Origin of the sequence: Dolichospermum compactum NIES-806, assembly GCF_002368115.1 — a bacterium.
GTDB classification, from domain to species: Bacteria; Cyanobacteriota; Cyanobacteriia; order Cyanobacteriales; family Nostocaceae; genus Dolichospermum; species Dolichospermum compactum.
The window spans coordinates 1,814,232-1,838,599 of the sequence record NZ_AP018316.1 but is presented as its reverse complement, the minus strand read 5'-3'; the positions used below and the strand labels follow the sequence as shown (position 1 = coordinate 1,838,599).

Sequence of the window (24,368 nt, the reverse complement as noted above, 5' to 3'; positions counted from 1 at the left end):
ATTGGTCATTGGTCATTGGTAATAAACTATTCTTCTTCTTCCTCCTGACTCCTGACTCCTGACTCCTGACTCCTGACTCCTGACTCCTCCCTAAGATGGATATACTGGCATTGTAAAATGAAACCATGCACCACCGTGGGGGGATGAATCTACCCAAATTTGACCATAATGGGCGCGGATGATGCGTTGACATAAACACAGACCAATTCCATATCCATCTGTGCCTCGATCGCGCTGGAGACGGAAAAGATTCTCAAAAATGCGATCGCGATTTTCTTCGGGAATCCCTGGTCCTGTGTCACCAACACTAAATTGAACTTTTTGGGTAGTCCGATGTAATCCGGCTACAGTGATAATACCACCAACAGGTGTATATTTGATGGCGTTATCTAAAAGATTAACGAGGACTTGCCGAATGCGTTCAGGATCAGCATATACATAGGGTAAATCTTGGGGAATATCTGTTTCTACCGTTTGGGATTTAGCTGTGTAGCGATCGCTCAATTCCTCTAATACTTGTAAACACAATTCCCCCAATTGTAACCTTTGTGGTACAATTGGCAATTCTATATCCTCACCTCGCCCGACCTGTAACAAATCAGCAATCATCCGATCAATGATCCGTGTTTGTGTCCGGGCTTGTTTTAATAAATGTATAGCCAGTCCTGGTTTCAGACGTGGAAATTCCCCTGTATCTGGATTGTAATTAGATTGAAGAGTTTCAATAGCGATCGCCGCCGCCGTCAAAGGATTGCGAAGATCATGGGCTAAAATGGCAATCACTCGGTCTTTAAACAGTAGCTGTTCTTGCAGTCTCTCCTTTTCCTGCTTCAGACGAAAAATTTCATCCCCTAGTTGAATTGCCTCCGCCGAGGTAGCAACAGAATAAATGGTAGACTTAGGCGCAATCACCTGACTCTTCTCATCCAAACATTCCTGGGAATCTTCCTGTAACTTCAAAAAAGTGGTGACAGCGGTTTGCCAACGGGGCCAGCAAATTTTTAATTGCGGAATAATATTAGTACCAGCAATAGTTTGTTGAGGTTCGGGATGAATTTTAACTAAAGCAGGAGTTGCTACTAACTTAAAATGTTCCGCTAAATAGGGTTGTTCACCAACATCAATAATTTGTAGTTCAAAACTATACCCAGCCTCTAATTCTTTTAAGTAAGCACGAATTCGCTGTACTTGTTGACGGGACTGAGGTCGCCCATCAATAAACAGCAGTAGTTGGAGTGGAGCCTCAGAATAAATAGGCTGATCCTGGGAAACTTGCATGACATCTTGTTTCAGCACTGGTAACAACCTGGGGACGCTTTACAGACGGTGAAATGAACTGACGTTGCTTAATGGCCGTTGTTTTTCTAATTTAATATCTATTTTAGATTCTTCCTACTGCAATCCGATCTAGATTTTTGGGTGGAAGCGGATTTTTTTCGGAATTTTGCTGCCATTTGCTCTTACTTTTACAGCTACTAGGCTTCTAGTCAGGAATTGTTGAACCTATCGTCACCTCCTTTAGCAATTATTTACAGAACCCCAAAAATAGCCCTAGTACCGCAGAGCGGAAGTCAAAAGTCAAAAGTCAAAAGTCAAAATGAAGACAGTATAGGCCTTTGGAGGATTTAGAATGGTTTATTTACGCCGTTTTGTACTAGTAGAAGTTAAGAGTCCCTTAATGTAGGCTTTTGCTATATATTCTGTAACTCATTCAAGTGCATACCAACCTCTAGCTAATTATGTAACACCGATGCAACTTGCGATCGCTTCCCCAATAGAAGCATTAAATCATCCCTAAGCCATCCATCAATTCTTACAAACAGCCGCAGAGTTGCCTTATTCCCAGCTTACCACTTCAAACCATGGGCGAAAACTTTCTATCAATTCCTCAACACCTATAACCGCCACTATTGGCGTTACCAATCAATATTCTATTAACCAATAAAAGTATAAATTTATACTGTATTATGATTTACGTAACTGGCATATTGGTAGGGTGCGTCAGACCGCATAAATCCTGCAAATAAACAAATTATTGATATCTGACGCACTCTACAGTTGTATTGTATCAAGCGCGACAACTGCTATATACGTTCTTGAAAATAAAAACGATATAAATTACAAAGACATTGCACTTCATTTCCTTTAAATTCAATTAACCCCAAACTGCGTAATTTTAAAGCTTGAGTAGAATCTATTTTAATAGGAATATCACTATTAATTACTTGCTGCATTGCCGCTTTTAACAACTTATCTTCTGCTAATTCAGAAACATAGAAATTTAAAAACTTGCCATAAGGACTTTCATTAGTAGGAGCAATTTCCAGAAAATTTGATAAAGTGAAATTACCCTTAGCAATTTCACCAAGTGCAGTTGTTAACAAATAAGGATGACCATCAATCATGTCTCTCACTTGGGTTATTTCTGAATCGGAAAAATTTAAACCATATTTTTCAACTAATTCCTTTATTTGTGTAGTGTTAAATTCCCCGATTTCCACAGACAAACCCACATTAAAAGGAGATTGATTAAGATTTATAGAAATATCAACTTCTTGAGAATAGGCAATTACTAACCGTAAATTTTGCCAAATTTCTTCAGTTTTCGCCTTTTCGTGCCAAGCTCTTAATAAAGCCGAAAATTGTTGAGTAATTTCAGCATAAGGAAAGATTTCATCAATATTATCTAAACCTAATACTAAAGGTCTATCAATAACTGGTAAAATATATTTTTTTAAATAATTAGTGCAGTTTGTTTGACTACTTAAACGTTTATTCCAATATTGATCTATTTGTTCCTCTAGTCCTAATTCCAAACTCAGAATCGTACAAAAACTCTGTAAAAAATTATTCAGATCATTGAGATTTTCCTGACTCCATAAATTAATAGAAACTGTCCGATATCCTTTTTGTTTAACATAATCAAAAATGCGACTCATCAAATATGTCTTACCCATTTTGCGCGGAGATTTAATGCGGATTAATGCCCCTGGTTGTACAATATTTTGATAACAGTTATTTTCAATTTCTGGACGTTGAATATAAAAAGAAGAAATATGAGGTGATTGATTTTCTGGTGGTTTAGGAATATTTAACAACTGTTCTTCAATAAACCGACTCACACCTTTATAAACTAAATTATCTGATGATTTTGGCTTAGTGATAGAAATATGATCATCATCTGTTGCGGTAGGTTGCACATCTTTAATGCCTGGATTAGCACTATCTGGATCTACAACTAAAACTATTTTAGTCGGTTTTGTTTCATAATAAACTTTTGTAGTAATTGCCATTGCGTCAACATTTTGCCGATACCATTCATTGAGTTGACGCAATTGGGGAAGATGGGATTTTAGTTCATCAACACTGACAGTAGTTCGTGCCAGAGTACCAATATTATTAATTAAATTAGCTAAATGAGAACCAGTATGAGGAGTGGATAAAAATACAATACCTTTAGTTTGTTGAATAACTGCTGTTTTGTTAAAAGTTTGAGCATTTCGCAGCATTTCTTTGACTAATAAACCACCCATACTATGAGTGATAAATATAATTGGATATTTGCCAATATCATTAACTGCCAAATATTCTAATAAATTACTAGCACGATCAAAAAGTGGCATTGTTGCACCTTTCCATTCAAAGGGTGCAGCATTATAACCAAAAGACCAAATCCCTAAATCTGGTCTTTCTTGTGCCAGCCATGTTAACCAGAAGTTATCATCATTTGCTAATTCTTGAGGGTGCCAGGTTGACCTGGCGTGACCACCTAAACCGTGAACAAAAATTACATCACCACAGCGTTTAGGATTTTCACATCCTGAGATTTTGATTAAACCTGTGATTTCTGTGGGTTTGGGTTGTGGGGTTTTACCTAAAAATTTACCAAGAAAGTTGAAAACCATATTAGAGGGAGAATTAGTTTATCAGTGATAAATTATATCTTACTTTTGGTATACAAAAAACAAAACCCAACATTGTATTTACCATCATTACTAAGGTAGGTTCAAATAGTTGATAGGCAAATTTTACCTAGTAAAAGGTACGCCTAAATCTTTACAAATCTTTTTCGCTAGAATATCATCAATTTCTTGATGTCGAGGAATAGCTGACCTCCTATTTTTTTCAGGATTCCACCACCAAGAGTGTCGAGAACCCTCACGTATAAACTCACACCCATGCTCTTGTAAATGGCGTAATAAATCACCACGTTTCATATTGTGATAGCTTCCTCAACATAATCATTACCCGCAGCTTCTAGTGCATCTTGACGGTTAAATTCTAATGCTTCTAAAAGTGTAATTCGTAAACTTTCTAATAATTCTTCTCTTGTTGCTTCTTGACAATTTATACCAGGAATTTCTTCAATCCAACCTAACCACCAATCACCAGAATATTTAATTACTGCTGTGTACATATTTTCTCGTCCATCAACTTAACAATAGTCTTCCACTAATTTAGTATTACATATTATTTATCTGCGATTGCGAAAATTAAGGGGTATATTTCTGACGTTCTACTGCTATAGGTTTTATAGTATAGTATGGAGATAATCAGGTTATTATTGCCTTATGAACCAACCCATTACTACAATCAATACACGACTTCTTGACTCTCTCACTCAAATTATCCTTTCACTTTCTCAAGAAGAATACCAAATCTTAGTAGAAAAAATTCAACACTCTCGACTAACTGAACACCAGAAAACACAAAATTTAGAATTTAGAATGAAGAATTTAGAATGAAGAATTAATTTTTAGCCTTACTATTTTTAATGATTGCATGAAGAATAGAAATCAATTCATTAGATTCATTTAGTAAATGAAGTAATCTTGGTTCTAGTTGTTTCTCGGTGGCGATTAGGATTTTTAACCAATAATTTGTTTCTCTAGCCTCCTTCAAAGAAATACTCATTTTATGAATAAAATCAGCTTTACTTTCTGCATTTTGTGCTTCTTCAACATTAGCACCAATACTTGTTCCAGAGCGTATTAATTGTTTACTTAAATCATATCCTGTTCCACCATTTTCTCTCAGAAACTTACAAAGATTAACTATTCTTATGCTAAAGTTTAGAGTTCTTTCTTTTATATCTTTATTGGCCATTTTTAATGATATTTAATCTAAACAATTTACTGGTAATTTGTTAATGATTGGTAGCAAAAAAGAAAAATTTAATATTTAATAATGGTTTTTCCTAATTTCTAAATTCCAAATTCTAAATTCCAAATTCTAAATTCTAAGAAAGCCTTATTTGCTACAATCTACAAGTCTCTGCAAGAAGAGAGGAGACCACTTCCCCATACACCCCAATTCCCGCAACACCGTGTAACGTACCTATATACTGTTTATATGTACTTAAATCTTTATTTTTTTTTGGACGCTATAACCGAATTTTCCTTTTGAGTTTTGTACCCATAATTTATCTACTGTTTTTAAATCCTGACATTGAAAGTTTTTAATATCATTTAATTCTAAATAACCCTGTTTTTCTCTTTTAGCGGAAACCAGAATAAACTCACTATTTTTTAAATCTGCATCTTTCCATCTATCTTGCTGCATCAAATAATCTAATTCATTTAATAAATGTGCTTTTAAAGATTCATAATATTCTGTATTTGATTTATCTAAATCGTTAAGTTGACGATAAAGCGAAGCAACAATATCAGCATTACCGTTATAGAGAATATTGAGATCTAACTTAAATAACTCAGTATTATATTTTAATTGAGATTTGAGAAGATCATATTTATCTAATGCTTTTTTGTAATCAGCTAAAGCCTGATTTTCTTCTTTTGCTAATTTCGCTTTTACATAGTAAATATAAACTAAGGTAGCTAAATAACTACGGTCTTTATTATCAACATTATTTTCTTTAGGTAATTTTTCAAAACTTTTATTCAAGTCTTCTTTAGCTTTGTTATATTTTTTTTCCAGAGTGTAATCTTTATCCTCTTGTGTTTTTAAGGATTCATATCCTAAAACTAAAGAACTATCTAATAAAGCTTTTTTAAGTTCTTGATTTTTGATTTTATCTTGTAAAACTAACCCAGCAATATTTAAAAATTGATTGGCTTCATTTACTTGATTTTTTTGTTGTAGTTGAGAAGCGACTGCTGATAATTCCCGAATCTTAGAAACATTCTGTTCCATTTTAGAAACATTTTGTTTTGCGATAAATGCGGTTATGCCAAAAAACACAGCAAAGGATACACTAATAGATAAAACTAATCCTCCTGTTTTTTTAGCAATTGCTAATTGTCTTTCTGCTTCCTGTTTAGCTTCTGCTTCAATTTTTATCGCTTTTTCTTCTTGTTCTTGGGTACGACTAGCTGCTAAAAACTCTCTATCTTCAAAACCTAAACTTTTATCTTTTACCCAAGTTTCTGCTTCTGCTAAAGCTTCCCCTCGCAATAATCGAGATTTATCCTGTTTACTTGATAACAACCACTGTCTAAAATTCTCTGCATAAGGACGTAAACTAGCTAAAGTTTTTTCAATCCATAAACCATCAAAAATCGTCTGATAAATCCGATTATAAACTTTTAATTTACCATTCTTTTTAACAACAATTCCCGCTAACTGTAAATCACTTTGTTCAATACTATTATCAGTATCAATTCCTTGCGAATGCCAAATTTGTTGATATAAATCTAATAAATACGCTGCCTTATTTTCATCTCTTTTTAAGATTCTATCCCGAATGGTTCTAAAATGTTCCGGTTCATCTTGAGATTCCCAATTTTCAATTACTTTATTTTTAACTAAATTCTCTACAAAACTAGCTTCTTCTCCGGTGGGAATTTCATCTTTAGATTCACAAATAAAATTACAAACTTTCTGAGTTAAAAATGGCTGTCCTCCCGTCCAATCTAAAACCGCATTGAGTACAATTTCAGGATTTTTAGTTTGGTGAGAAAATCCGGTTATTAAAGGTAAAGCTTCAGTAAATTCAAAACCTGTTAATTCAATCCCTTTACCAATATTAAAAGGAGTCCGTTTTTTATCTTGAATTAATTCTGATGGTGTAGCAACTCCCAACAATACAAAGGTAATGCGGTTATATTCAGAATTATCAACTCTGAGATTAAAAAAGGCACGAATTAAAGCAAAGAAATCATCAACAGGAAAATCTAAACTGAGGATACTATCAATTTCATCAATAAAAATTACTATTTGTGTAGAAACTAATTTTAATACTTTATCAATAAACTTACCAAAAACCTGTACGTTAGAAAGTCGTTTATTTTCTTCCCATAAAACATCTAAATCAAATTTATTCTCTAACTTTAAACTTTCAGAAATATTATTAATAATGCCATTATACCATTGTTCAGAATTTAGCCCTGATGTGCCAATAGCAGTTAAATCAATAGCCACACAAGCAATTTCTTCAAGCTGTAATCTTTGCATAGTGCGAACCCGCAAACTTGATTTACCCATTTGTCGAGAGTTCAAGACAAAACAAAACTCTCCCGCTTTCACGGCTTGATATAAATCCTCATCAGCTTTGCGTGTGACGTAGGTGGGTGCATTGGGAGGAAGACTACCACCAAATTGATATTGATAATTTTGGAAAGTCATGGTTTTATAATCAATGGATAATAGTAGAGATGTTCCATAAAAAGTCTCTAAAAAACTTCTAGGATACGCACGTTTAATTTATAGAGATGTCTAATAACGTAACGTAAGTTGCTAGTTAGAGAAATTGTCAGAAATGGCTAACACCACGCTACGCGAACAGGATTTACAGGATTTAAGGATGAACAGAATTAAGACTGAGATTTTATCACCAATTACCAGCCTTAACTAGATGACTAGCAACTTGGGTTGATAACTAGGATATATGAAACACATAGATGTGTAAAGGTTTAGGCTAAAAACCCATCCCTTCTGCCAGTGAGAGAAAAAATAAACCAAAAACAGTCGGTTTTAACCGACTTTAACTTTAAGACAGGGAATTTATTCCCTGGCTGACTACCCACCCCCAAAAATGCTAATGTAGAAGATGAAAATCAATTTGTGATTTCTTTGTGTTTTCCCGTAACTACCCTGCTGTATTCCTGAGTTTTGCTGTTTTACTATCCTTAACCGCCTGTACCAACAGTCCATCTGCCAAAAACCTAGAACAATCATTAGCGGCTGACCCTCAGTTGCAAAATAATCCTGTTCCCTTTGGCAACCCTCAGAGTCAGCAAACAACACCAAACCCCAACACATCAACAATTAAATTACCGACTGATTTTCCCGCAGATATACCCATTTACCCCAACGCCCAACTAGAGGAAATTATACCAGCTAATTCCGAAAATAAAACATCAATTCGTTGGCAAAGTGCAGATCCTAGTAATATAATCACCAGCTTTTACCGCCAGCAATTTCAGGCTAAAAACTGGCAAATTGTGCAACAGCCTCAAGATGATGTAGATGGAACTTTTTCCGCCAAACGCAATGATATACTCATCAATGTCACAATTCAACCACAAACCGTTACCAAAGCTGAACCCAATCAACCGCAAACAGCCACTAAATTAGTAATTGAATATTCATCTAATTCTCAAGTTACAGCTACTAACCCAGTTACCCCTTCAGATAATCCAGAATTTATAGGTCCAGTATTACCTAAAACTGATAATACTAACGTAGTCACCCAACCAACTAGCAAACCTGAGACTTTAACAGCACAGGAATTTACGGATATTCAGAAAGCACCTCCAGAATGGCGATTGCATATTCAAGATTTAGCAGCATTAGGGGTTTTATCCATCGAACCGAAAACCAACGAATTTCTCCCTGATAAAATTATCACCCGTCGAGAATATGCTCGCTGGTTAGTTGCAGCTAATAATGCCATGTATGCTAACAATCCCGCTAAACAAATTCGGTTAGCATCCTCCAGCACTCAACCAGCTTTTAGCGATATCTTAACCAAAGATCCCGATTTTCCAGTCATTCAAGGATTAGCCGAAACTGGTTTAATTCCCAGTGCTTTATCTGGAGATGCCACAGCGGTTTTATTCCGTCCTGATGCACCCTTGACACGAGAACAATTAATCCTCTGGAAAGTTCCTTTAGATACTCGCCAAGCCTTACCCGCTGCCAATTTAGAAGCCGTTAAACAAACTTGGGGGTTTCAAGATGCAGGTGGTATTGAACCGAAAGCATTAAAAGCAGTTTTGGCTGATTTCCAGAACGCTGAACAATCAAATATTCGCCGAGTTTTTGGCTATACAACCTTATTTCAACCCAAAAAACCTGTAACTCGTGCTGAAGCTAGTTCAGCTTTATGGTATTTCGGTACTCAAGGTGAGGGAATATCAGCAGCGGAGGCTTTAAAGCTGAAAAGGTGAGTTTTATTTGATTTTGAGTAAACATCTGACAGGCTATTGTGCCTGTCATTTTCTACCGATTTCTAATTCTTGACTTTACTTTTACGGTGTAGGTGTAGGTGTAGGTGTAGGTGTAGGTGTAGGTGTAGGTGTAGGTGTAGGTGTAGGTGTAGGTGTAGGTGTAGCCGTTGGAGTAGCCGTTGGAGTAGCTGTAGGTGTAGCTGTAGTCGTTGGTTTAACTGTTGGTTTAGTCGTTGGTTTAACTGTTGGTTTAGTCGTTGGTTTAGCTGTTGGTTTAGTCGTTGGTTTAGCTGTTGGTTTAGCTGTTTGTTCGGGTTTAGTTACTGGTTTGGTAATGATAGTTTTAACTTCTTCATTTATTTTTTGACGAAGTTGTAAATCAGCAATCCCAGTTTCTGAGAGTTGATGTTTTTTCTGGTACTCCTTTACCAACTCTTCTAACTGGGGACTGTAGAATTGATCACGAGGAAGTAGAGTTTTTGGTTTAAGTACAGTATTTAAATTAGCTTGCAAAATTTGCACAATCATAGCAGCTTGATCTTGGGTTTGGGGACCTGCTTTCCCATCCACCTTTAACTTGTAGCCGGTTTGAAATTGAGTGATAGCCTTTTTAGTTTCCTCATCAGTCAGAGGATCTTTTGTAACCTTAACGTTATAACCCAATCCACGTAATACAGATCGGAATTCATCGGGCTTATAGTTGCGCTGACGAGCGGCAAAAGTCATATCTGGGGATACAACACTTGCTGCTACAATACAGGTTAAAGCTATAGTTACTCTAGACTTGTTTAAACCACACCACATCATAAAAACTCCTTGGGATTAAATCCTTGATACTAAGACACTAACAGGTAATTCTGAAGTTTTTTTAACCTATGGCTTAACAATTAGTTATTAATTCTGATTAATTCGACTCTAATTGATTACTAATGAATATAACAAAAATTAGTTTTCGCCATCTGCCTAATATCTCTGAACTGATAAAACTACGCACTATCGCTGATCTATACAGATATACTAGTGTTTTAATGATATTAATTGCATCACTAAATAATTATGCACTGAAGCGTAATAATTTCGGGTGTTGCTGAGTAAAAGTATGATTTTATTATGCCTACGGCACGCTGCGCGAACACGCAGAGGCGCTCCAGACGCAGAGAGTAAGAGTTTGAGAAATGGAATTTTCGACTTTCATACCCCAATTCACCAACGCCTAATAGTAGAGGACTCGTAACTTCTGACTCCTGATTTCTGCTATAACATTCATGACACTGGTTTTCAACCTGATGCTACTGTATTTCGTAAACCTGCAATTTACTATAACTAGAAATCATGAGCAAATTAAAAATTTCCCAACACAAAAACCTATGGTTTGAAAGAGTCATGGCAATTACAGCCACTGTCAATTTGGTATTAGTTTTCTTTGATTTAAGTTATGTACCTTGGAGAGATTTTTACTTCCGTCGAGTTCCTGGAATAACTCGATTATACGATCCAATCAAAGGTATTGAACCTCATCGTGACACAAAACAATATCTAGAAGCAGTAGATGGATTAGAAAAACAGGTAATTCAAACAGGGTTAAACTCTCCTCAAGTCAAAACTAAGTTGGAGGAACTTCACTTTCTTAGCAAAGAGATGATTGATAGTAATCCTTTTGCGGGTACAGGAAAGAGTGGAACGCTGGAAAAAATCAAAAACCGAATGCGGGAACACGTTGGACAAAAATCTGCAAAAGGTGCATTTAATACTTTTTGGAGTCAGGAGTATTTATCTAAACATGGTTGGAATCAGGAAATAGCTTTTTTTAACCAAAAAATTCGCCCTGTAATTGCCAGAAACTATTATCGAAAAATTGATGAAAATGGAGAATTTTTAGACAAATTTTGGATAATTGATTTACCATTTATAGTTCTATTTGCCACAGAATTACTAGGACGTACTTTCTTAATAAAACGTAGATACAGCCATTTAAGTTGGTTAGAAGCAATTCTTTGGCGTTGGTATGATATATTCTTAATAATACCAATTTGGCGATATTTACGAATCATACCAGTTACAATCAGACTTGATCAAGCAAAGTTAATTGATTTTTATGTAATTAGACGACAAATTCATCAAGGTATTCTTGCCAATTTTGCCGAAGAAATTACAGAAATTGTCGTAGTCCAAGTAATTAACCAGGTTCAAGGTTCAATTAAACGAGGTGAAATTACTCGTTGGCTATTAGAGTCAGATCATGTACGTTCTTATATAGATATTAATAATATCAATGAAGTCGAAGCAATTACTGGATTGTTAATTAAAACTCTGGTTAATCAGGTGTTACCAAAAATTCAACCAGAAGTAAATGCAATTTTATGCCATAGCATCGCTATCGCTTGTCAGCAATTACCAGGATATAGTAACATCCGCATGATACCAGGATTAGGTAAGGCTCAAACACAAATTAGTGAACAACTAGCCACGCAAATTACTAATAATATCTATGCTGCGTTATCTAGCACCATTAAAGATCCTGTCGCGGCAAAACTTTCTACTCAGCTAATAGAAAAATTCACGGCTTCATTTAGTTCAGAAATACAGCAGAAACAAGTTTTGGTAGAAATTCAAAGTTTACTAAATGACTTTTTAGAAGAAGTTAAAATTAACTATATTCAAGGTCTATCTCAAGAAGATATAGATAAGATATTGGAAGAAACTAGAAAAATGCGGACGGAATCATCCACTAGTTTATCTAGTCGCAAATAAAAAATTAGCCAATAGATATAGGACTTACGCAAGTATCACGCTAAAAATCTGTTGTAGGGTGCGTCAGATGGTATAAATCCTGTAAATAAACAGATTGTTGATATCTGACACACCCTACCAATGTGCCAGTAGATGGCATAAATCCTGAGATAGATGAGAATTAGGAGGATTTTTGTAAGGATGGGATTTAGTTCTACTTGTGATTCATTAAAACCATGAATAAAATCATAAATACCGATATTAATCAGATTGATATCAGGTCGCTACTGAAAGAGATAAATCCCGGACAAGCAGAAACTCTATGTGGGGGTTATTGTCAATCATCACAGAATGATCAAGATGCGTACATGAGTGATATTGCTGAGATTATCAATAATGCCAAAAAACAAGCTGAAGGTGTAGATAATAAACGCAGTAATCAGAAGATTAATACCATAAATAATTCCAAAAAGACCTACCTAAATGGGGTAGAGATACCCCGCAAGGGAAAAACCGCAGCTATATCTTTGTGAAATCTAAGTTAGCTAAATCATTAACTTTATGGAGAATAAATAAACTTTCATCTCCTCCACGACCAATTCTTAAAGTTTCATCTAAGTAGGTAATATCAAGAGTCGCAATTCTCCCTTGAGGATTATTAGCTGCTACAACTTTAAATGGATTTAATTTAGGGGTGTTAATACCTACTATTTTTTCAATGGCTAAGTAACGCTTATCAAAATCAACATTGATGCGTTTATCTGCTAAACCTGATGGATTTATAGCAGGTTTAAAACTAGCTGTTACTTTCACATATCCTGATATGATTTTCAGAGGATGTTGCACTTGCGCTATATTAAAAAATAGTTTATCGGCAATATTAATTACTTGATAAACTTTACCTATTTGTAATCCCAATGGTAGAGAGTCTAAAGAACGGATTTCTCTGGCTGTGGAATATTGTAATTGCCAAACACCTTCTAATAAAGCTGTAGCATGAATGAGAGGTTGAGGGTGAGGATTGAGACTTTCTAATTCGGCTGTTAATTGTTCAATTTCTGCGACTAAAGTTTGATCAAGCTTTAAATTAGTAATAGGAGAACCATCACTTTTAGCTTGATTTCTCTTGATTGTTGCTTGTAATTTCTCTTTCAAAATTTGATTATTCATAAGATTAATTTTTTTGATATGTAGTTAGAAAGACCCCAACCCCCTCCCCGCAAGCGAGGAGGGGACTATGATGTATTTTTTCAAGTAAATAACCTGGCAGTTGATGACAACTACCAGGCTTTTGATTAATCAAAAATTATGTTATGGAAAAATTAAAGAATACCCCAGAAGTGGAGAAAGCCTTTACCAGAAAATAGTTCAATCAAAGCTGCTGCTGAAAACCCAATCATTGCTAAACGGCCATTCCAGATTTCTGCTTCAGATGTAAAACCCCAGCGCCAACCGTTACGATCTGTAGCTACAGGTGTGTTAGCTGCTTTTGTTGCGTTACCCATGATCAGCACTCCAATTAGGATTTACTAAGTTTTATTGACTTATGTAAATAAATATAACATTTTTTTGCAAAAAAAACAATATTTATTTATATTTTTTTTTGCAACTATGTGTGCATCAGTTGCAAGCATCAGGATTTTTTAACATCGTGAAATCAGCAATGGTGGTCGATGAGGAATGAACACTTTCTTGGTGTTTTCTCAAATATTTTGATATAATCTTAACCAGTAGGTGTAACTCAATTAAATGCTGAAAAGCAGCCTATCGAAAAAGTTCAAAATTATCTCCAAAAGTCCCTAGGGCATAGGGCTTTAAAGCTCAGTTAATGTCCTCCTAGAGGAGTCACTGAGAATCCCACACTCATCTATTCGCGCAAGCGTGCCGCAAGGCATAAGGGAGTGTGTGGAGTATGTCACACAACGTGATCTGGTTCTAAGGCGCAGGGATAAGCTGAATCCCCTGTTTCTACCTGAATAGTAGAGTGTTTGATACCGAAATGGTGTTCGAGTTCCTGAGAAACTTCCCATAAGAAAGCATCACCAGGATAACCTCCTGGCATGACTAAATGAACTGTGAGTGCGGTTTCTGTTGTACTCATAGCCCAGATATGAAGATCGTGGATTTTCGCCACTCCAGGACATTCAATTAAGTAATTTTTCACGGCACGGGGTTCAATTCCTGCTGGTACGCCATCAAGTGCTAAATTTACAGCGTCTCTGAGTAAGTGCCACGTACCGATCACAACAACTCCCACAAGGACTAAGCTAACTAATGGGTCAAGCCATAGCCAATGGGTGAATAAAATCGCAATTCCGGCTACCACAACTCCCAAGGATACTAGGGCATCGGCAGCCATGTGTAAAAATGCGCCCCGGATGTTTAAGTCGCTTTTGCGTCCTGACATAAACATAAGTGCAGTAGCAGTATTAATGATAATGCCGACTAGGGCAACACCAATAATTGTTCCTCCTGATACTGGTGCAGAATCATGAAAACGACGAATGGCTTCCCAAGCGATCGCCCCCATAGACAAAAGTAAAACTACGGCATTGGCTAAAGCTGCTAAAATTGAGGAGGCACGCAGTCCATAGGTATAGCGGTGACTGGGAGGACGACGGGCAAGGGAACTTGCACCCCAGGCTAGGAGAAGTCCTAATACATCACTCAGGTTATGACCCGCATCAGCAAACAAAGCCAAGGAATGTGCTAGGTAGCCATAGGTGGCTTCCACGATGACAAATCCTATATTTAGTGCTGTCCCAATCGCAAAAGCCCGACTAAATGTTGCTGGAGTGTGACTGTGATGATGGTGTCCATGTTCGTGATGATGATGATGGTGGTCCTGTGTCATGGTGGTGTGGGCATAAAGAATGGATGTTTTTTCACGCTGAGACGCTCCAGGCGCAGAGAGTAAGAGTTTGAGAGATGGAATTTTTGACTTTCTTACCTCAATTCTCCAAGTCCGAAAATTCTATGTTAATTCTGATTTTTGAGTTAATATTCAGGGATATTCATCTTTGCAAATACCTTTTTCTTCTTTCTTCTGAACTCCTGACTCCTATAGCCAACCTCGCAGGCTATAAATAAAAGTACCAATATATTCTTTTAATGCACTTGTGAATTGATCTAAATTATCGGCATCAGGTAATAAATTGAGAATTGCGGCTTTAGGAGTGTTGGTAAGTTCTTGAAGTTCCCCTTGACTAACTAGAAAATCGGTGGGTGCGGGAATGACATTAATACCTTGACGTTGAAAAATTTTCAAGGATCGGGGTGTATGTGTTGCTGAGGTGATTAATAATACTTTTTTGATTTGACGAGCTTCGAGGATTTTCCGAACATTGACCGCGTTTTCATGGGTATTGAGGGAATCGGGTTCTTGAATAATTGCTGCCGATGGAACACCAATGGATGTGAGAATAGTTGCCATGTCTGCTGATTCTGGAGAACCACTACCGCGCCAATCAATGCGACCACCGCTCAGGATAATTATAGGGGCTTTTTTCTGAAAATAGAGTTGTGCTGCATAAATTACGCGATCGCCTGCTTCGTTTAAATCTGGCATTACCCTGGGCCACGCTGGTGATCTAGTTGCACCTCCTAAGACGACAATGGCTTCAGCGTTGGGGATTTGTGAAGCGGGGATATTTTGCCATTCTAAGCTGCGGACTAAGGATTTAGCTACCCAGGCATTGCTACAAACTAGCAATAACACTAAGGATAAGGAAATAGCGCTAGTCGCAATGCGGGGATGTTTTCTTAATGTGATCAAAGCCACTATTAAACTTACACTGGCTAATCCTAACGGGTAAAAAAATAGTGGGATGATTTTAGATAAATATAAAAACATGATTGCTTAAGCTAAATAGATAATGTAACGGTATAGGTTTTGGGAGTGTCAGGATTTCTTAAAATTTAGGGGTAACTTCCCTCCGGTTGCTTTCATCTACAAAAAAACAATCACAAGGCTGTTACCCCTAGATATTATGAGAAAAGTTAATATTTCTCAACTTACAGCAAATGGCAGATTAATGAAGTACAGAATCTAAATTCAAAGTCAGACACCAAGTAAGTTTTACCCCTTCTTCCTCCTTACTTCTTTCTTCCTCCTGACTCCTCCTAACATTATTCCGCAGTTACCAATTCAGTGCTACCTTTTGTCCGTTTCCGGGTCATGGCATTATAAACCATGATGCCGATCGCTTTAATCAAATTGCCTTCCAACTCTTGGAACATTTTCATGTTCACACCAAAAGCGGCATTTGCTTCTTCGGTAATACGATCGCCTGTAGAATCATCAATAGGCATAGCATCTAAATTGGCTCGATACTTAGCCTTAAATGCCTTTTCATCGGTAATATCTGCAAACTCATAGAAAGCAGTTCCTTCACCTTCACCCAGCTTCATTGCTGTTTGGGCAATACCTTTGAGGATTTGTCCCCCTGATAAATCACCTAGATAACGGGTATAGGAGTGAGCTATTAATAATTCTGGTTCAGTCGCCGAAATTTCCCGAATCCGGTTTACATACTCCCCACCCGCAGCAGATAATTTGATTTGCTCTCGCCAATTGTAACCATAGTAGTAATGAAGGTCTTGCTCCAAGGTATGCTTGCGGTTCAGTTCAGGAAAGTAAATTTTGCTTAAGATGGGGTGATGCTTATGCTTCTCCATTTCCTCTTCCATAGCGGAGTAAATGAAGTAAAAGTTAGCAACCAACTTGCGGTAAGAGTTTTTCTCCACAACTCCCTTTAAAAAACACTTGACAAAACCCACATTTTCTGCCATGGTGTGTGCTTTCTTCGTCCCTACACGTAATTTGCTTGCTAAATTGCTGCTCATATTAAAATTCTCAACTGTAAAAAAATTAACTGTTGGAGTTTTTTGGCCACAATGATTAAAAAACCCCATTAAAACGTTAGATTAGAACTATTTGATGAGAATTTATATTAAAAATCATTAAGCAATGAGTGTATTTGACGTTTCACTAACGTCGAAAATGGTTGAAGAAAGTGCTATTCTCCTGTGTGACTGTGTGGAGTGTTTAAAATTATGGTTTCATCAATGGCTCGGACTCAAGGCTATATTTCCGAAGTTGAAAATAGTTGGATGTTAAATTCCATACTAATACCAACCAACCCTTTATTCGGTACAGATGGCATTCGTGGCAAGGTGGGAGACTTGCTGAATGCACCTTTGGCTTTACAAGTAGGTTTTTGGGCGGGAGTTGTTCTCCGTAATTATGTCACTGTTCCCGGTCCAATTATTCTGGGACAAGATTCCCGAAATTCCAGTGATATGTTAGCAATGGCTTTGAGCGCCGGTTTAACTGCTGCTGGTTTGGAAGTGTGGTATTTGGGATTATGTCCTACACCTTGTGTAGCCTATCTGGCCAGCATCACCGATGCCATTGGGGGAATCATGATTTCCGCCAGCCACAATCCTCCAGAAGACAATGGAATTAAAATCTTTGATGCCGAGGGTGGTAAGTTATCTAAAGCCCTACAAGGCGAAATTGAGGCGGGATTACGAGGTCAATTATCCCCCGATTTGAGCATAAATAATTGCGGTAGACATTATTCCCGACCTGAGTTAATCAAAACATATAGCCAGTCTATCCAAACACCTTTAGCATCTGGACTGACTCTCGAAGGCATGAAGATTGTTTTAGATTTAGCTTGGGGTGCGGCGGTAGGTTTAGCACCTGCGGTATTTACAGAAATGGGTGCGGAGGTTATTTGTTTACATAATCAGGCAGATGGCGATCGCATTAATGTCAATTGCGGTTCTACACATTTAGATATTCTCCAAGCCGCCGTCAAGGAACATCAAGCCGATATGGGTTTTGCTTTTGATGGCGATGCAGATCGGGTTTTAGCTGTGGATAATACGGGTAGATCAGTTAATGGCGATTATATTCTTTACTTGTGGGGTCGCCATTTACAACAAAGGCAACAATTACCAGATAACCTGATAGTTTCTACTGTTATGGCTAATTTAGGCTTTGAAAGAGCTTGGCAACAATTAGGCGGTAAATTAATTCGTACCGCTGTCGGTGATCAATATGTCCATGCTGAAATGCGGAAAACTGGGGGAATGTTAGGAGGAGAACAGTCAGGACATATCCTTTGCAGTCATTATGCGATGACTGGAGATGGCTTATTAACAGCTTTACATATTGCTGCTGTGGTGAAAGCGGCTAATCTCTCCTTGGGAGAAATGGTAGATCAAAGTTTCCAAACCTATCCGCAAATATTACGGAATGTGCGAGTATTAGATCGGGAGCGGCGATTAGGATGGGAAACTTGTCAACCAGTCCAACAAGCGATCGCTATTGCCGAAGTCGCAATGGGTGATCATGGTAGAATCTTGGTGCGAGCTTCGGGAACAGAACCCGTAATTAGAGTTATGGTAGAAGCCGCAAATGCTGAACTTGTCCACCATTTGACCAATGAATTAGTTGCAAAAGTTGAAGAACACCTAACTTAAAATTTTGTTGCAAACCGCGATAGCCCGATAGGATAATCGGTCTTTTGTGCCATACTGTTACGGTAGAATATAGATGTTTTCTTAAAATACAGGGAATCTTAAATGACTCTTCGTCTTGGTGATACAGTACCTAACTTTACTCAAGCCTCTACTCATGGAGAAATTGACTTTTACACCTGGGCTGGTGATAGCTGGGTGGTACTATTTTCTCATCCTGCTGACTTTACACCAGTTTGCACCACCGAATTAGGAACTGTTGCCAAACTGAAACCAGAATTTGACAAACGCAATGTGAAAGCGATCGCTCTCAGCGTTGATGATGTAGAATCCCACAAGGGCTGGGTGGGTGATATTGAAGAAACCCAAAGTACCACTCTCAATTACCCAATTTTGGCAGATCCAGATCGTAAGGTTTCTGAACTTTATGATATGATTCACCCCAACGCAGCGGCGACTGTCACCGTGCGTTCTGTGTTTGTAATTGACAACAACAAAAAACTCCGTCTTTCTTTCACCTATCCTCCCAGCACTGGCCGCAATTTTGATGAAATCTTGCGCGTCATTGATTCTCTGCAATTAACTGATAATTACAGTGTTGCTACTCCCGCAGACTGGAAAGATGGTGAAGATGTGGTGATTGTCCCATCTTTGAAAGATCCTGAAGTCCTCAAAGCCAAGTTTCCTAAAGGTTATGAAGAAATTAAACCTTATTTGCGGATGACTCCTCAACCTAACAAGTAGGTTTTCATAACAGTAAATATTTCCTTGTCGGGTGGGTTAGCAAAAATGTAACCCACCGTTACTTATTGGATTATGTAAGCATTGAGACTAAGATAAAATAAGTGGTTTAGCCAATGATTTTTATTTTTGGAGTAATTTTCTAGATGAGGTTGAATAGTCAAGGATATCTTAGTTAATCTAAGAATAGAAAGAAAAGAGGAACTGATGTATGACTGATCAAGTAGAAATTAATAAAGGTCACACTCAATCTAATCAGCAACCTCAATCTATTAAGATTAGAAACTTAAAAATCAGAAATTTTAAGGGATTAGATGATATTGAACTTGATTTTCCAGTTCCACAGCTAAAAGGTGATCCAGATATCATCGTTATGGGTAGTCGTAATGGACTAGGTAAAACATCAGTATTAGAGTCTTGTGCATTACTATTTTTAGCGGCATTTCAAGATAAAATATCTTTGAATAGATTTCTTTCCCCTGGTATTTCTATTAATATTCCTGACCTCTTAATTAGAGGGGGTGAAGAAGATGCAAATATTAGTGGTGACTTTTTTGTTGATCATCAAAAATTCAGCGTAAATTTACAAATTTCTCGTACTGGCAATTTCAAAACTAATACTGATACTTCAGCATTTAAACAAGTCTTAACTCAAAAACATTTTCAGTTATTTTATACGAGTGATAATATCGAAAGATTCTTTTATTCGTTAGTAGGTTTGAGTCCAGAACCAGTTCTACTTCCACATTTTATTTATTTTCATAGCTATAGAAAAATTCAGGAAGGTGGTCTAGAACTAGGAATGATGGTTGAAGATAAGTCATATAGAAGATTAAAAAGAGTCAGAGCAGAGCTTCCTATCAGCACATTTAAACTGGAAATTTTGCGTTCATTAATGAGTCGAGGTGGTCTCTTTGAAAATATAGACGATACTGAATCGGAGAAAGTTATAGAAACATTAAATGAATTAATGAGCCGATACGCATCTGGTACTATTGAAAAGTTACGTCCATCACCAGATAATACTATTGAGTTTAGAATTACGCCAACAAATGGTAGTGCATCTTTTACTTTTGATGGATTAAGTTCTGGACAAAAAGAGATAATATCAACTCTTTTTCTGATTTGGAAATATACCGCTCGTTATCCGGGAATAGTTCTGATTGATGAACCTGAATTACATCTTAATGCAGAATGGCATCGCCGATTTATTCATCATTTATATCAACTTGCACCAAACAACCAATATATTATTGCTACTCATTCTGAGGATATTTTTGCTTCTGTAGAATCTGATAGACGTATCCTCCTATCATCTGGTGAAGATTGATAAAATGATGATTAAACCTAAAACTAATGTTCAACCTGAACAGGTAAGACAAGGAGCTAGTCACGTTATATTTGTAGAAGGTAAGGATGATAATTCAATCGATCCTTTTATTATAAACACACTTTTTACTAATAATGATATTTTTGTGGATGTTAAACCTCTTGGTGCATCTTTTCATATCAGAAGTGCAGCAGAGGCTCTTCATCCACATCACCCTGAATACTATTTCATTATTGATAGAGATCATTGTTCTAATGAAGAAGTTGAAAGTACATGGTCTAATTTTCCAGATGAAACCAAGAATAATTTATTAATATGGAGGAAACGAGAAATTGAAAATTATTTTCTTTCCATAGATTATTTAATGAAAAGTTCCTATGTTAATTGTGATTGTCAAAAAATAGAACAGAGTCTTTTACGGATTGCGCGTGAGCGAATTTTTTTTGAAGCTGCTAATACTGTCATAGTTGGCTGTAGAGAAGAATTTAAAAAGAAATGGATTAAGAATTTTGATAAAGTTAATGATTTTAAAACTAAAGAAGATGCAATTATCAAATTAACCACAAAAATACCAGAGTTTTTGCAACGTCAAGAAGATTTATATCAATACACTGATATAAATCTTCTTGAAGGAAAACTCAATACAATTCTTGCTAAATTTTATGGAGGGAGGGAAAATTTAGAAATTGGGTGTGGTAATTGGATAGATTTAATGGGAGGTAAACAACTACTAGCTACTGTTGTTAATGAATGTTTTAAGGTGGAAAATACAAGTGGGAAGAGAATAACTGGTAAAGATGCAACAAATGCTGTTGTTAAGGATTTATTAAGAAAGCCACTTTGTGAACAACCTGATGATTTTCAACAACTTTGTGAATTAGTTAAAAAGAGAATAAATATTAAATAAGATATACACGGTTTCACAAATAAACTGTATTACCTATTTTTTGTTGAAGAGAAGTAATAACTTCAGGAGTTAATTCTGCTTCTGGTTGTACTACTTCACGTTCAGTTAAAACTGATTTAATTTGACTTTCGGAAGCTTTTCCTAATCTTTGTAACAGTGTGTTAAAGCTTTGATTATTAGCTGTGTTAGTTGTCATAATTTGATATCTAGTTATTTGAAAACTTTATTGCTAATCTATCTATTAAATTGAGTAACTTTAATTCTTCTGTGATCTCTTTCATGTATTCATTTTCCTCCATATTAATTTCGGTAAGTGTTGTATTCGATAATAAAGTTATATAATCGCTGTCATTTGGTAATAAATAGTTGATATAAATTCCTTCTCTATTATTTTCAACTAGAAAATTGCTAGAATAGTAGTCATCAGGTATACGTTTTGGTAATGCTCTTGTTGTTAAAATATCCTCAATGAATAAAGTAGTTGATTCAGTAATTTTTTGATGATTATATTTATCCGTTAACTCATTTAACTTAGAAACATAAGGATATAATTCAGCCTTATTCTTATATTGAATTTGTAAAATAATGAAACCTTTTGCAGCTTCTTCTGCTATTTGTTCCTTGGGAACTTTTGAATTAAATGGAGTTAATAAAATTCCTTGAAATTTAATTTTTAGTTTTGTGGGTAAATGATCATAAATTTCAGTTTTTAAAATATCTCTCAATTTTACAATTTGATCTATTCCGCGCTTCAATTCATCACTACTTGTACCTTTCATTTCAATGATAGTGCAAATGCAAGATTTAGAATCAATATAAAGAGACATATAATCTGGTCTTCTTACTGTTTGCTCTCTTATTAGAGGATCATTTTTCTGATGATCTCTATCTATTTTAAATAAAATACATATAGCATCATTTTGAGAATCTAAAGTTATCCGAAAATGTACTCCACTTTCTGGTGGAGCATTTCTTCCTGGCATTGTACGCATTGTACTAAACACCAGCATATTTTCTAGAAAATTAAAATTTTGCCAATTGAGTTTATCTTTTTTGTCTTTGAGAATTTTAGCAAGATTATTCTTCTGTTTCATCTGCTTTTTCTTGTCCTGCTTCATAAATTTGAAAAAACTTTTGTTGAATATCTACAGAAACATCACTTAAAGTATCCCATCTAATACCATAATCTGGATCATGCAATGAAACTAATTTGTTATCTTTCATTTCATACGCGCTAACTTGATCAATAGGTAAAAATGCTCTTTCATCTTGAAGATATAAATATGAACATTGACGTTTTAATATTTCAGGATTTTCATGATTACCATTAACTAAATTATCTAGATGTGCCATAATATATGGACTATGGGTTGTGAGTAAGATTCTCACACCAAGATTAACAAGAATAGATAATGCTTCAAGTAACTTTGCTTGTGATTCTGGGTGTAAGTTCATCTCTGGTTCATCTATTACCAAGAAATCACCTTTACTTGCACGATATCTTAGATATAAAAGTAATGGTGCAAGTTGTTTTATAGAAGAGGAAGCGTTATATAGGTCAATTTCTAAACCTGTTTTCACTAAAACTTTTATCTCTGTCCCACCCAAGTGAGTAAACTTCAAGATAGTTTTGTTTTTATTTTGTAGTTGGTTTTCAATTTCATCTGCTAACTTTTGAAATTCATTCTTATCACTTGAATATCCTTTTTCTATTTCTTCTTGAAGGTTTATATCAGATAAAAAATCTAAAAAATCTTCTACTGGTTGTGGATAACGGATATCTATTGACTCTTTAACTAAGTCAAATGTCTCTTCAGAGGTACTGTTGATGAATGACTCTCTTTGTTTTTGTTTAAGAATTCTATATCTTTTGGTTTCCAGTATCTTATAGGTATTTATAAACGCATTTCGTTCAGCAGGAAATGGAAAAGTATTATAAAAAAGCAGTTGCTTAACACTAAAGATAAACACTAGATCAGGTCTATCATTAAATTGGCGAAAACCCCCCGTAAAATTCGGTCTTTGATTTGTAGTTATTTCCTCATCATCAGGTTGAATCGTAAAAATCAATACATCCTCTTTACGACTGATTTTCAGGGAGGTTCCATCTGTCAAAGGAAATGGATCTTGCTGAATTAATTGATTGATAGCATCTTCCACTTCTTGTCGAGAAATTATCATTTCAAATGATGTTTTAGAAAAAAGCTTACGACTAGAATCCTGAAAAAATGATTCTAAAGTTTTTCTTCTAAAATTTTTTGCTGTCGTTTCAATATCTCTGATAAAAAAATCAAGCAAGTCATTATCTATTTTAAGCGACCAAGTATCATCTTCCTGATGCTTAATCTCTAATTTTTCATTACCTTGGATACGTAGAGTTCGTCCGGCACGCTGCCACAAACCATAAATTGAATAGGCAATATAGGTTTTATTTGAGTTATTAGGTCCAATAATTACTGTTAGAGAACGCAAATCTAACTCTGTTTCTTGAATACCGCCTAAATTTGAGAATTTGATTTTCATTTTTCGCCTATATTCCAAATAGAAAATACCATTTTAGTATTAACAGCCTTCATGTAGCATCTCCAGTGTAAAATGAGGTGCATTTAATGGAATTGGATTTTGCTGCATTCGTGAAATTAGAGATTTGAGAAAACGTTGTTTGCTTTCTACATCGGAAATGGGAGGTGAAACAATAGAACTTGATTGGATGAGTAATTCCACTTCAGAACCTTCAGGCAAATTACAGACTGTTTCCAAAATGAATGTGCCGTTACGATAGACCGCTTTTAGGGTAGGGGGCATAAGAGAAAACTCCATA

24 protein-coding genes are annotated in these 24,368 nt (G+C 36.0%); 8 read left to right on the top strand and 16 right to left on the bottom strand.

From position 1 onward, the window contains the following. Positions 1-90: 90 nt before the first annotated feature. From CA730_RS08880 to CA730_RS08865, 4 genes are all read right to left on the bottom strand, one after another. Positions 91-1,296: a histidine kinase gene (locus CA730_RS08880; RefSeq protein WP_172891165.1), complete on the bottom strand. Its 1,206-nt coding sequence runs from the start codon at positions 1,294-1,296 to the stop codon at positions 91-93. 788 nt (positions 1,297-2,084) lie between these two features. Then, positions 2,085-3,905, bottom strand: a complete 1,821-nt coding sequence (locus CA730_RS08875) for an AAA-like domain-containing protein (RefSeq protein WP_096666429.1) — start codon at positions 3,903-3,905, stop codon at positions 2,085-2,087. A gap of 123 nt (positions 3,906-4,028) precedes the next feature. Beyond that, positions 4,029-4,217, bottom strand: a complete 189-nt coding sequence (locus CA730_RS08870) for a type II toxin-antitoxin system HicA family toxin (RefSeq protein WP_028090672.1) — start codon at positions 4,215-4,217, stop codon at positions 4,029-4,031. After that, positions 4,214-4,417, bottom strand: a complete 204-nt coding sequence (locus CA730_RS08865; RefSeq protein ID WP_028090673.1) for a type II toxin-antitoxin system HicB family antitoxin — start codon at positions 4,415-4,417, stop codon at positions 4,214-4,216. The genes CA730_RS08870 and CA730_RS08865 overlap by 4 nt, the downstream gene beginning before the upstream one ends. 154 nt (positions 4,418-4,571) lie before the next feature. On the opposite strand from CA730_RS08865, the gene CA730_RS24260 reads away from it, so the two are divergent. Next, positions 4,572-4,745: a hypothetical protein gene (locus tag CA730_RS24260; RefSeq protein WP_157749941.1), complete on the top strand. Its 174-nt coding sequence runs from the start codon at positions 4,572-4,574 to the stop codon at positions 4,743-4,745. A 4-nt stretch (positions 4,746-4,749) separates the two neighbouring features. On the opposite strand, the gene CA730_RS08860 is transcribed toward CA730_RS24260, so the two are convergent. Beyond that, positions 4,750-5,106 carry a four helix bundle protein gene (locus CA730_RS08860; RefSeq protein ID WP_096666426.1) on the bottom strand — a complete coding sequence of 119 codons (357 nt, stop codon included), beginning with the start codon at positions 5,104-5,106 and terminating at the stop codon, positions 4,750-4,752. 252 nt (positions 5,107-5,358) lie between these two features. After that, positions 5,359-7,584: an AAA-like domain-containing protein gene (locus CA730_RS08855; protein WP_231940052.1), complete on the bottom strand. Its 2,226-nt coding sequence runs from the start codon at positions 7,582-7,584 to the stop codon at positions 5,359-5,361. 449 nt (positions 7,585-8,033) lie between these two features. Here CA730_RS08855 and CA730_RS08850 point away from each other — a divergent pair, with 449 nt between their 5' ends. Continuing rightward, positions 8,034-9,350 carry an S-layer homology domain-containing protein gene (locus tag CA730_RS08850; protein WP_096666424.1) on the top strand — a complete coding sequence of 439 codons (1,317 nt, stop codon included), beginning with the start codon at positions 8,034-8,036 and terminating at the stop codon, positions 9,348-9,350. A gap of 81 nt (positions 9,351-9,431) precedes the next feature. On the opposite strand, the gene CA730_RS08845 is transcribed toward CA730_RS08850, so the two are convergent. After that, positions 9,432-10,154, bottom strand: a complete 723-nt coding sequence (locus CA730_RS08845; protein ID WP_096666422.1) for a peptidoglycan-binding domain-containing protein — start codon at positions 10,152-10,154, stop codon at positions 9,432-9,434. Positions 10,155-10,682: 528 nt separating this feature from the next. On the opposite strand from CA730_RS08845, the gene CA730_RS08840 reads away from it, so the two are divergent. Together CA730_RS08840 and CA730_RS08835 are read left to right on the top strand one after the other, a co-directional pair. After that, a complete protein-coding gene (locus CA730_RS08840) occupies positions 10,683-12,101 on the top strand; it encodes a hypothetical protein (RefSeq protein ID WP_096666419.1) in 1,419 nt (472 codons plus the stop codon). 215 nt (positions 12,102-12,316) lie between these two features. Next, on the top strand, positions 12,317-12,613 hold the full coding sequence (locus tag CA730_RS08835; RefSeq protein WP_096666416.1) for a hypothetical protein: 297 nt from the start codon (positions 12,317-12,319) through the stop codon (positions 12,611-12,613). Here CA730_RS08835 and CA730_RS08830 read toward each other — a convergent pair. The 5 genes from CA730_RS08830 to CA730_RS08810 form a co-directional block, all read right to left on the bottom strand. Then, positions 12,600-13,250 carry a PAP/fibrillin family protein gene (locus tag CA730_RS08830; RefSeq protein WP_096666413.1) on the bottom strand — a complete coding sequence of 217 codons (651 nt, stop codon included), beginning with the start codon at positions 13,248-13,250 and terminating at the stop codon, positions 12,600-12,602. The genes CA730_RS08835 and CA730_RS08830 overlap by 14 nt on opposite strands. A gap of 152 nt (positions 13,251-13,402) precedes the next feature. After that, positions 13,403-13,585, bottom strand: coding sequence for a chlorophyll a/b-binding protein (locus CA730_RS08825; protein ID WP_027402141.1), 183 nt, complete (start codon positions 13,583-13,585; stop codon positions 13,403-13,405). Between the two features lie 410 nt (positions 13,586-13,995). Continuing rightward, positions 13,996-14,934, bottom strand: coding sequence for a cation diffusion facilitator family transporter (locus CA730_RS08820; protein WP_096666410.1), 939 nt, complete (start codon positions 14,932-14,934; stop codon positions 13,996-13,998). 207 nt (positions 14,935-15,141) lie between these two features. Further along, entirely contained in the window at positions 15,142-15,933 is a 792-nt protein-coding gene (locus CA730_RS08815; RefSeq protein ID WP_096666407.1) for a YdcF family protein, read from the bottom strand. A 275-nt stretch (positions 15,934-16,208) separates the two neighbouring features. Further along, on the bottom strand, positions 16,209-16,925 hold the full coding sequence (locus CA730_RS08810) for a biliverdin-producing heme oxygenase (protein ID WP_096671390.1): 717 nt from the start codon (positions 16,923-16,925) through the stop codon (positions 16,209-16,211). A gap of 210 nt (positions 16,926-17,135) precedes the next feature. Between CA730_RS08810 and glmM the strand changes: the two genes are divergently transcribed. The 4 genes from glmM to CA730_RS08790 all read left to right on the top strand — a co-directional run bounded on the left by glmM (position 17,136) and on the right by CA730_RS08790 (position 21,547). Further along, the gene (glmM, locus tag CA730_RS08805; RefSeq protein ID WP_096666404.1) at positions 17,136-18,572 is read left to right on the top strand and encodes a phosphoglucosamine mutase; all 1,437 of its coding nucleotides are present in this window, start codon (positions 17,136-17,138) and stop codon (positions 18,570-18,572) included. A 102-nt stretch (positions 18,573-18,674) separates the two neighbouring features. After that, the gene (locus CA730_RS08800; protein WP_096666401.1) at positions 18,675-19,313 is read left to right on the top strand and encodes a peroxiredoxin; all 639 of its coding nucleotides are present in this window, start codon (positions 18,675-18,677) and stop codon (positions 19,311-19,313) included. A gap of 208 nt (positions 19,314-19,521) precedes the next feature. After that, complete coding sequence (locus CA730_RS08795; RefSeq protein WP_096666398.1) at positions 19,522-20,640, top strand: AAA family ATPase; 1,119 nt, start codon at positions 19,522-19,524, stop codon at positions 20,638-20,640. A 4-nt stretch (positions 20,641-20,644) separates the two neighbouring features. Further along, entirely contained in the window at positions 20,645-21,547 is a 903-nt protein-coding gene (locus CA730_RS08790; RefSeq protein ID WP_157749940.1) for a hypothetical protein, read from the top strand. Positions 21,548-21,560: 13 nt separating this feature from the next. Here CA730_RS08790 and CA730_RS08785 read toward each other — a convergent pair whose 3' ends face one another. The 4 genes from CA730_RS08785 to CA730_RS08770 form a co-directional block, all read right to left on the bottom strand. Continuing rightward, a complete protein-coding gene (locus tag CA730_RS08785) occupies positions 21,561-21,743 on the bottom strand; it encodes a hypothetical protein (protein WP_039204064.1) in 183 nt (60 codons plus the stop codon). A 10-nt stretch (positions 21,744-21,753) separates the two neighbouring features. Further along, a complete protein-coding gene (locus tag CA730_RS08780; protein ID WP_096666392.1) occupies positions 21,754-22,641 on the bottom strand; it encodes a hypothetical protein in 888 nt (295 codons plus the stop codon). Continuing rightward, complete coding sequence (locus CA730_RS08775) at positions 22,625-24,070, bottom strand: AAA family ATPase (protein WP_096666389.1); 1,446 nt, start codon at positions 24,068-24,070, stop codon at positions 22,625-22,627. Before CA730_RS08775 ends, CA730_RS08780 begins: the two co-directional genes overlap by 17 nt. 39 nt (positions 24,071-24,109) lie before the next feature. Beyond that, positions 24,110-24,368 (bottom strand): antitoxin family protein (locus CA730_RS08770; protein ID WP_231940051.1); only part of this gene is annotated, 259 nt, incomplete at its 5' end.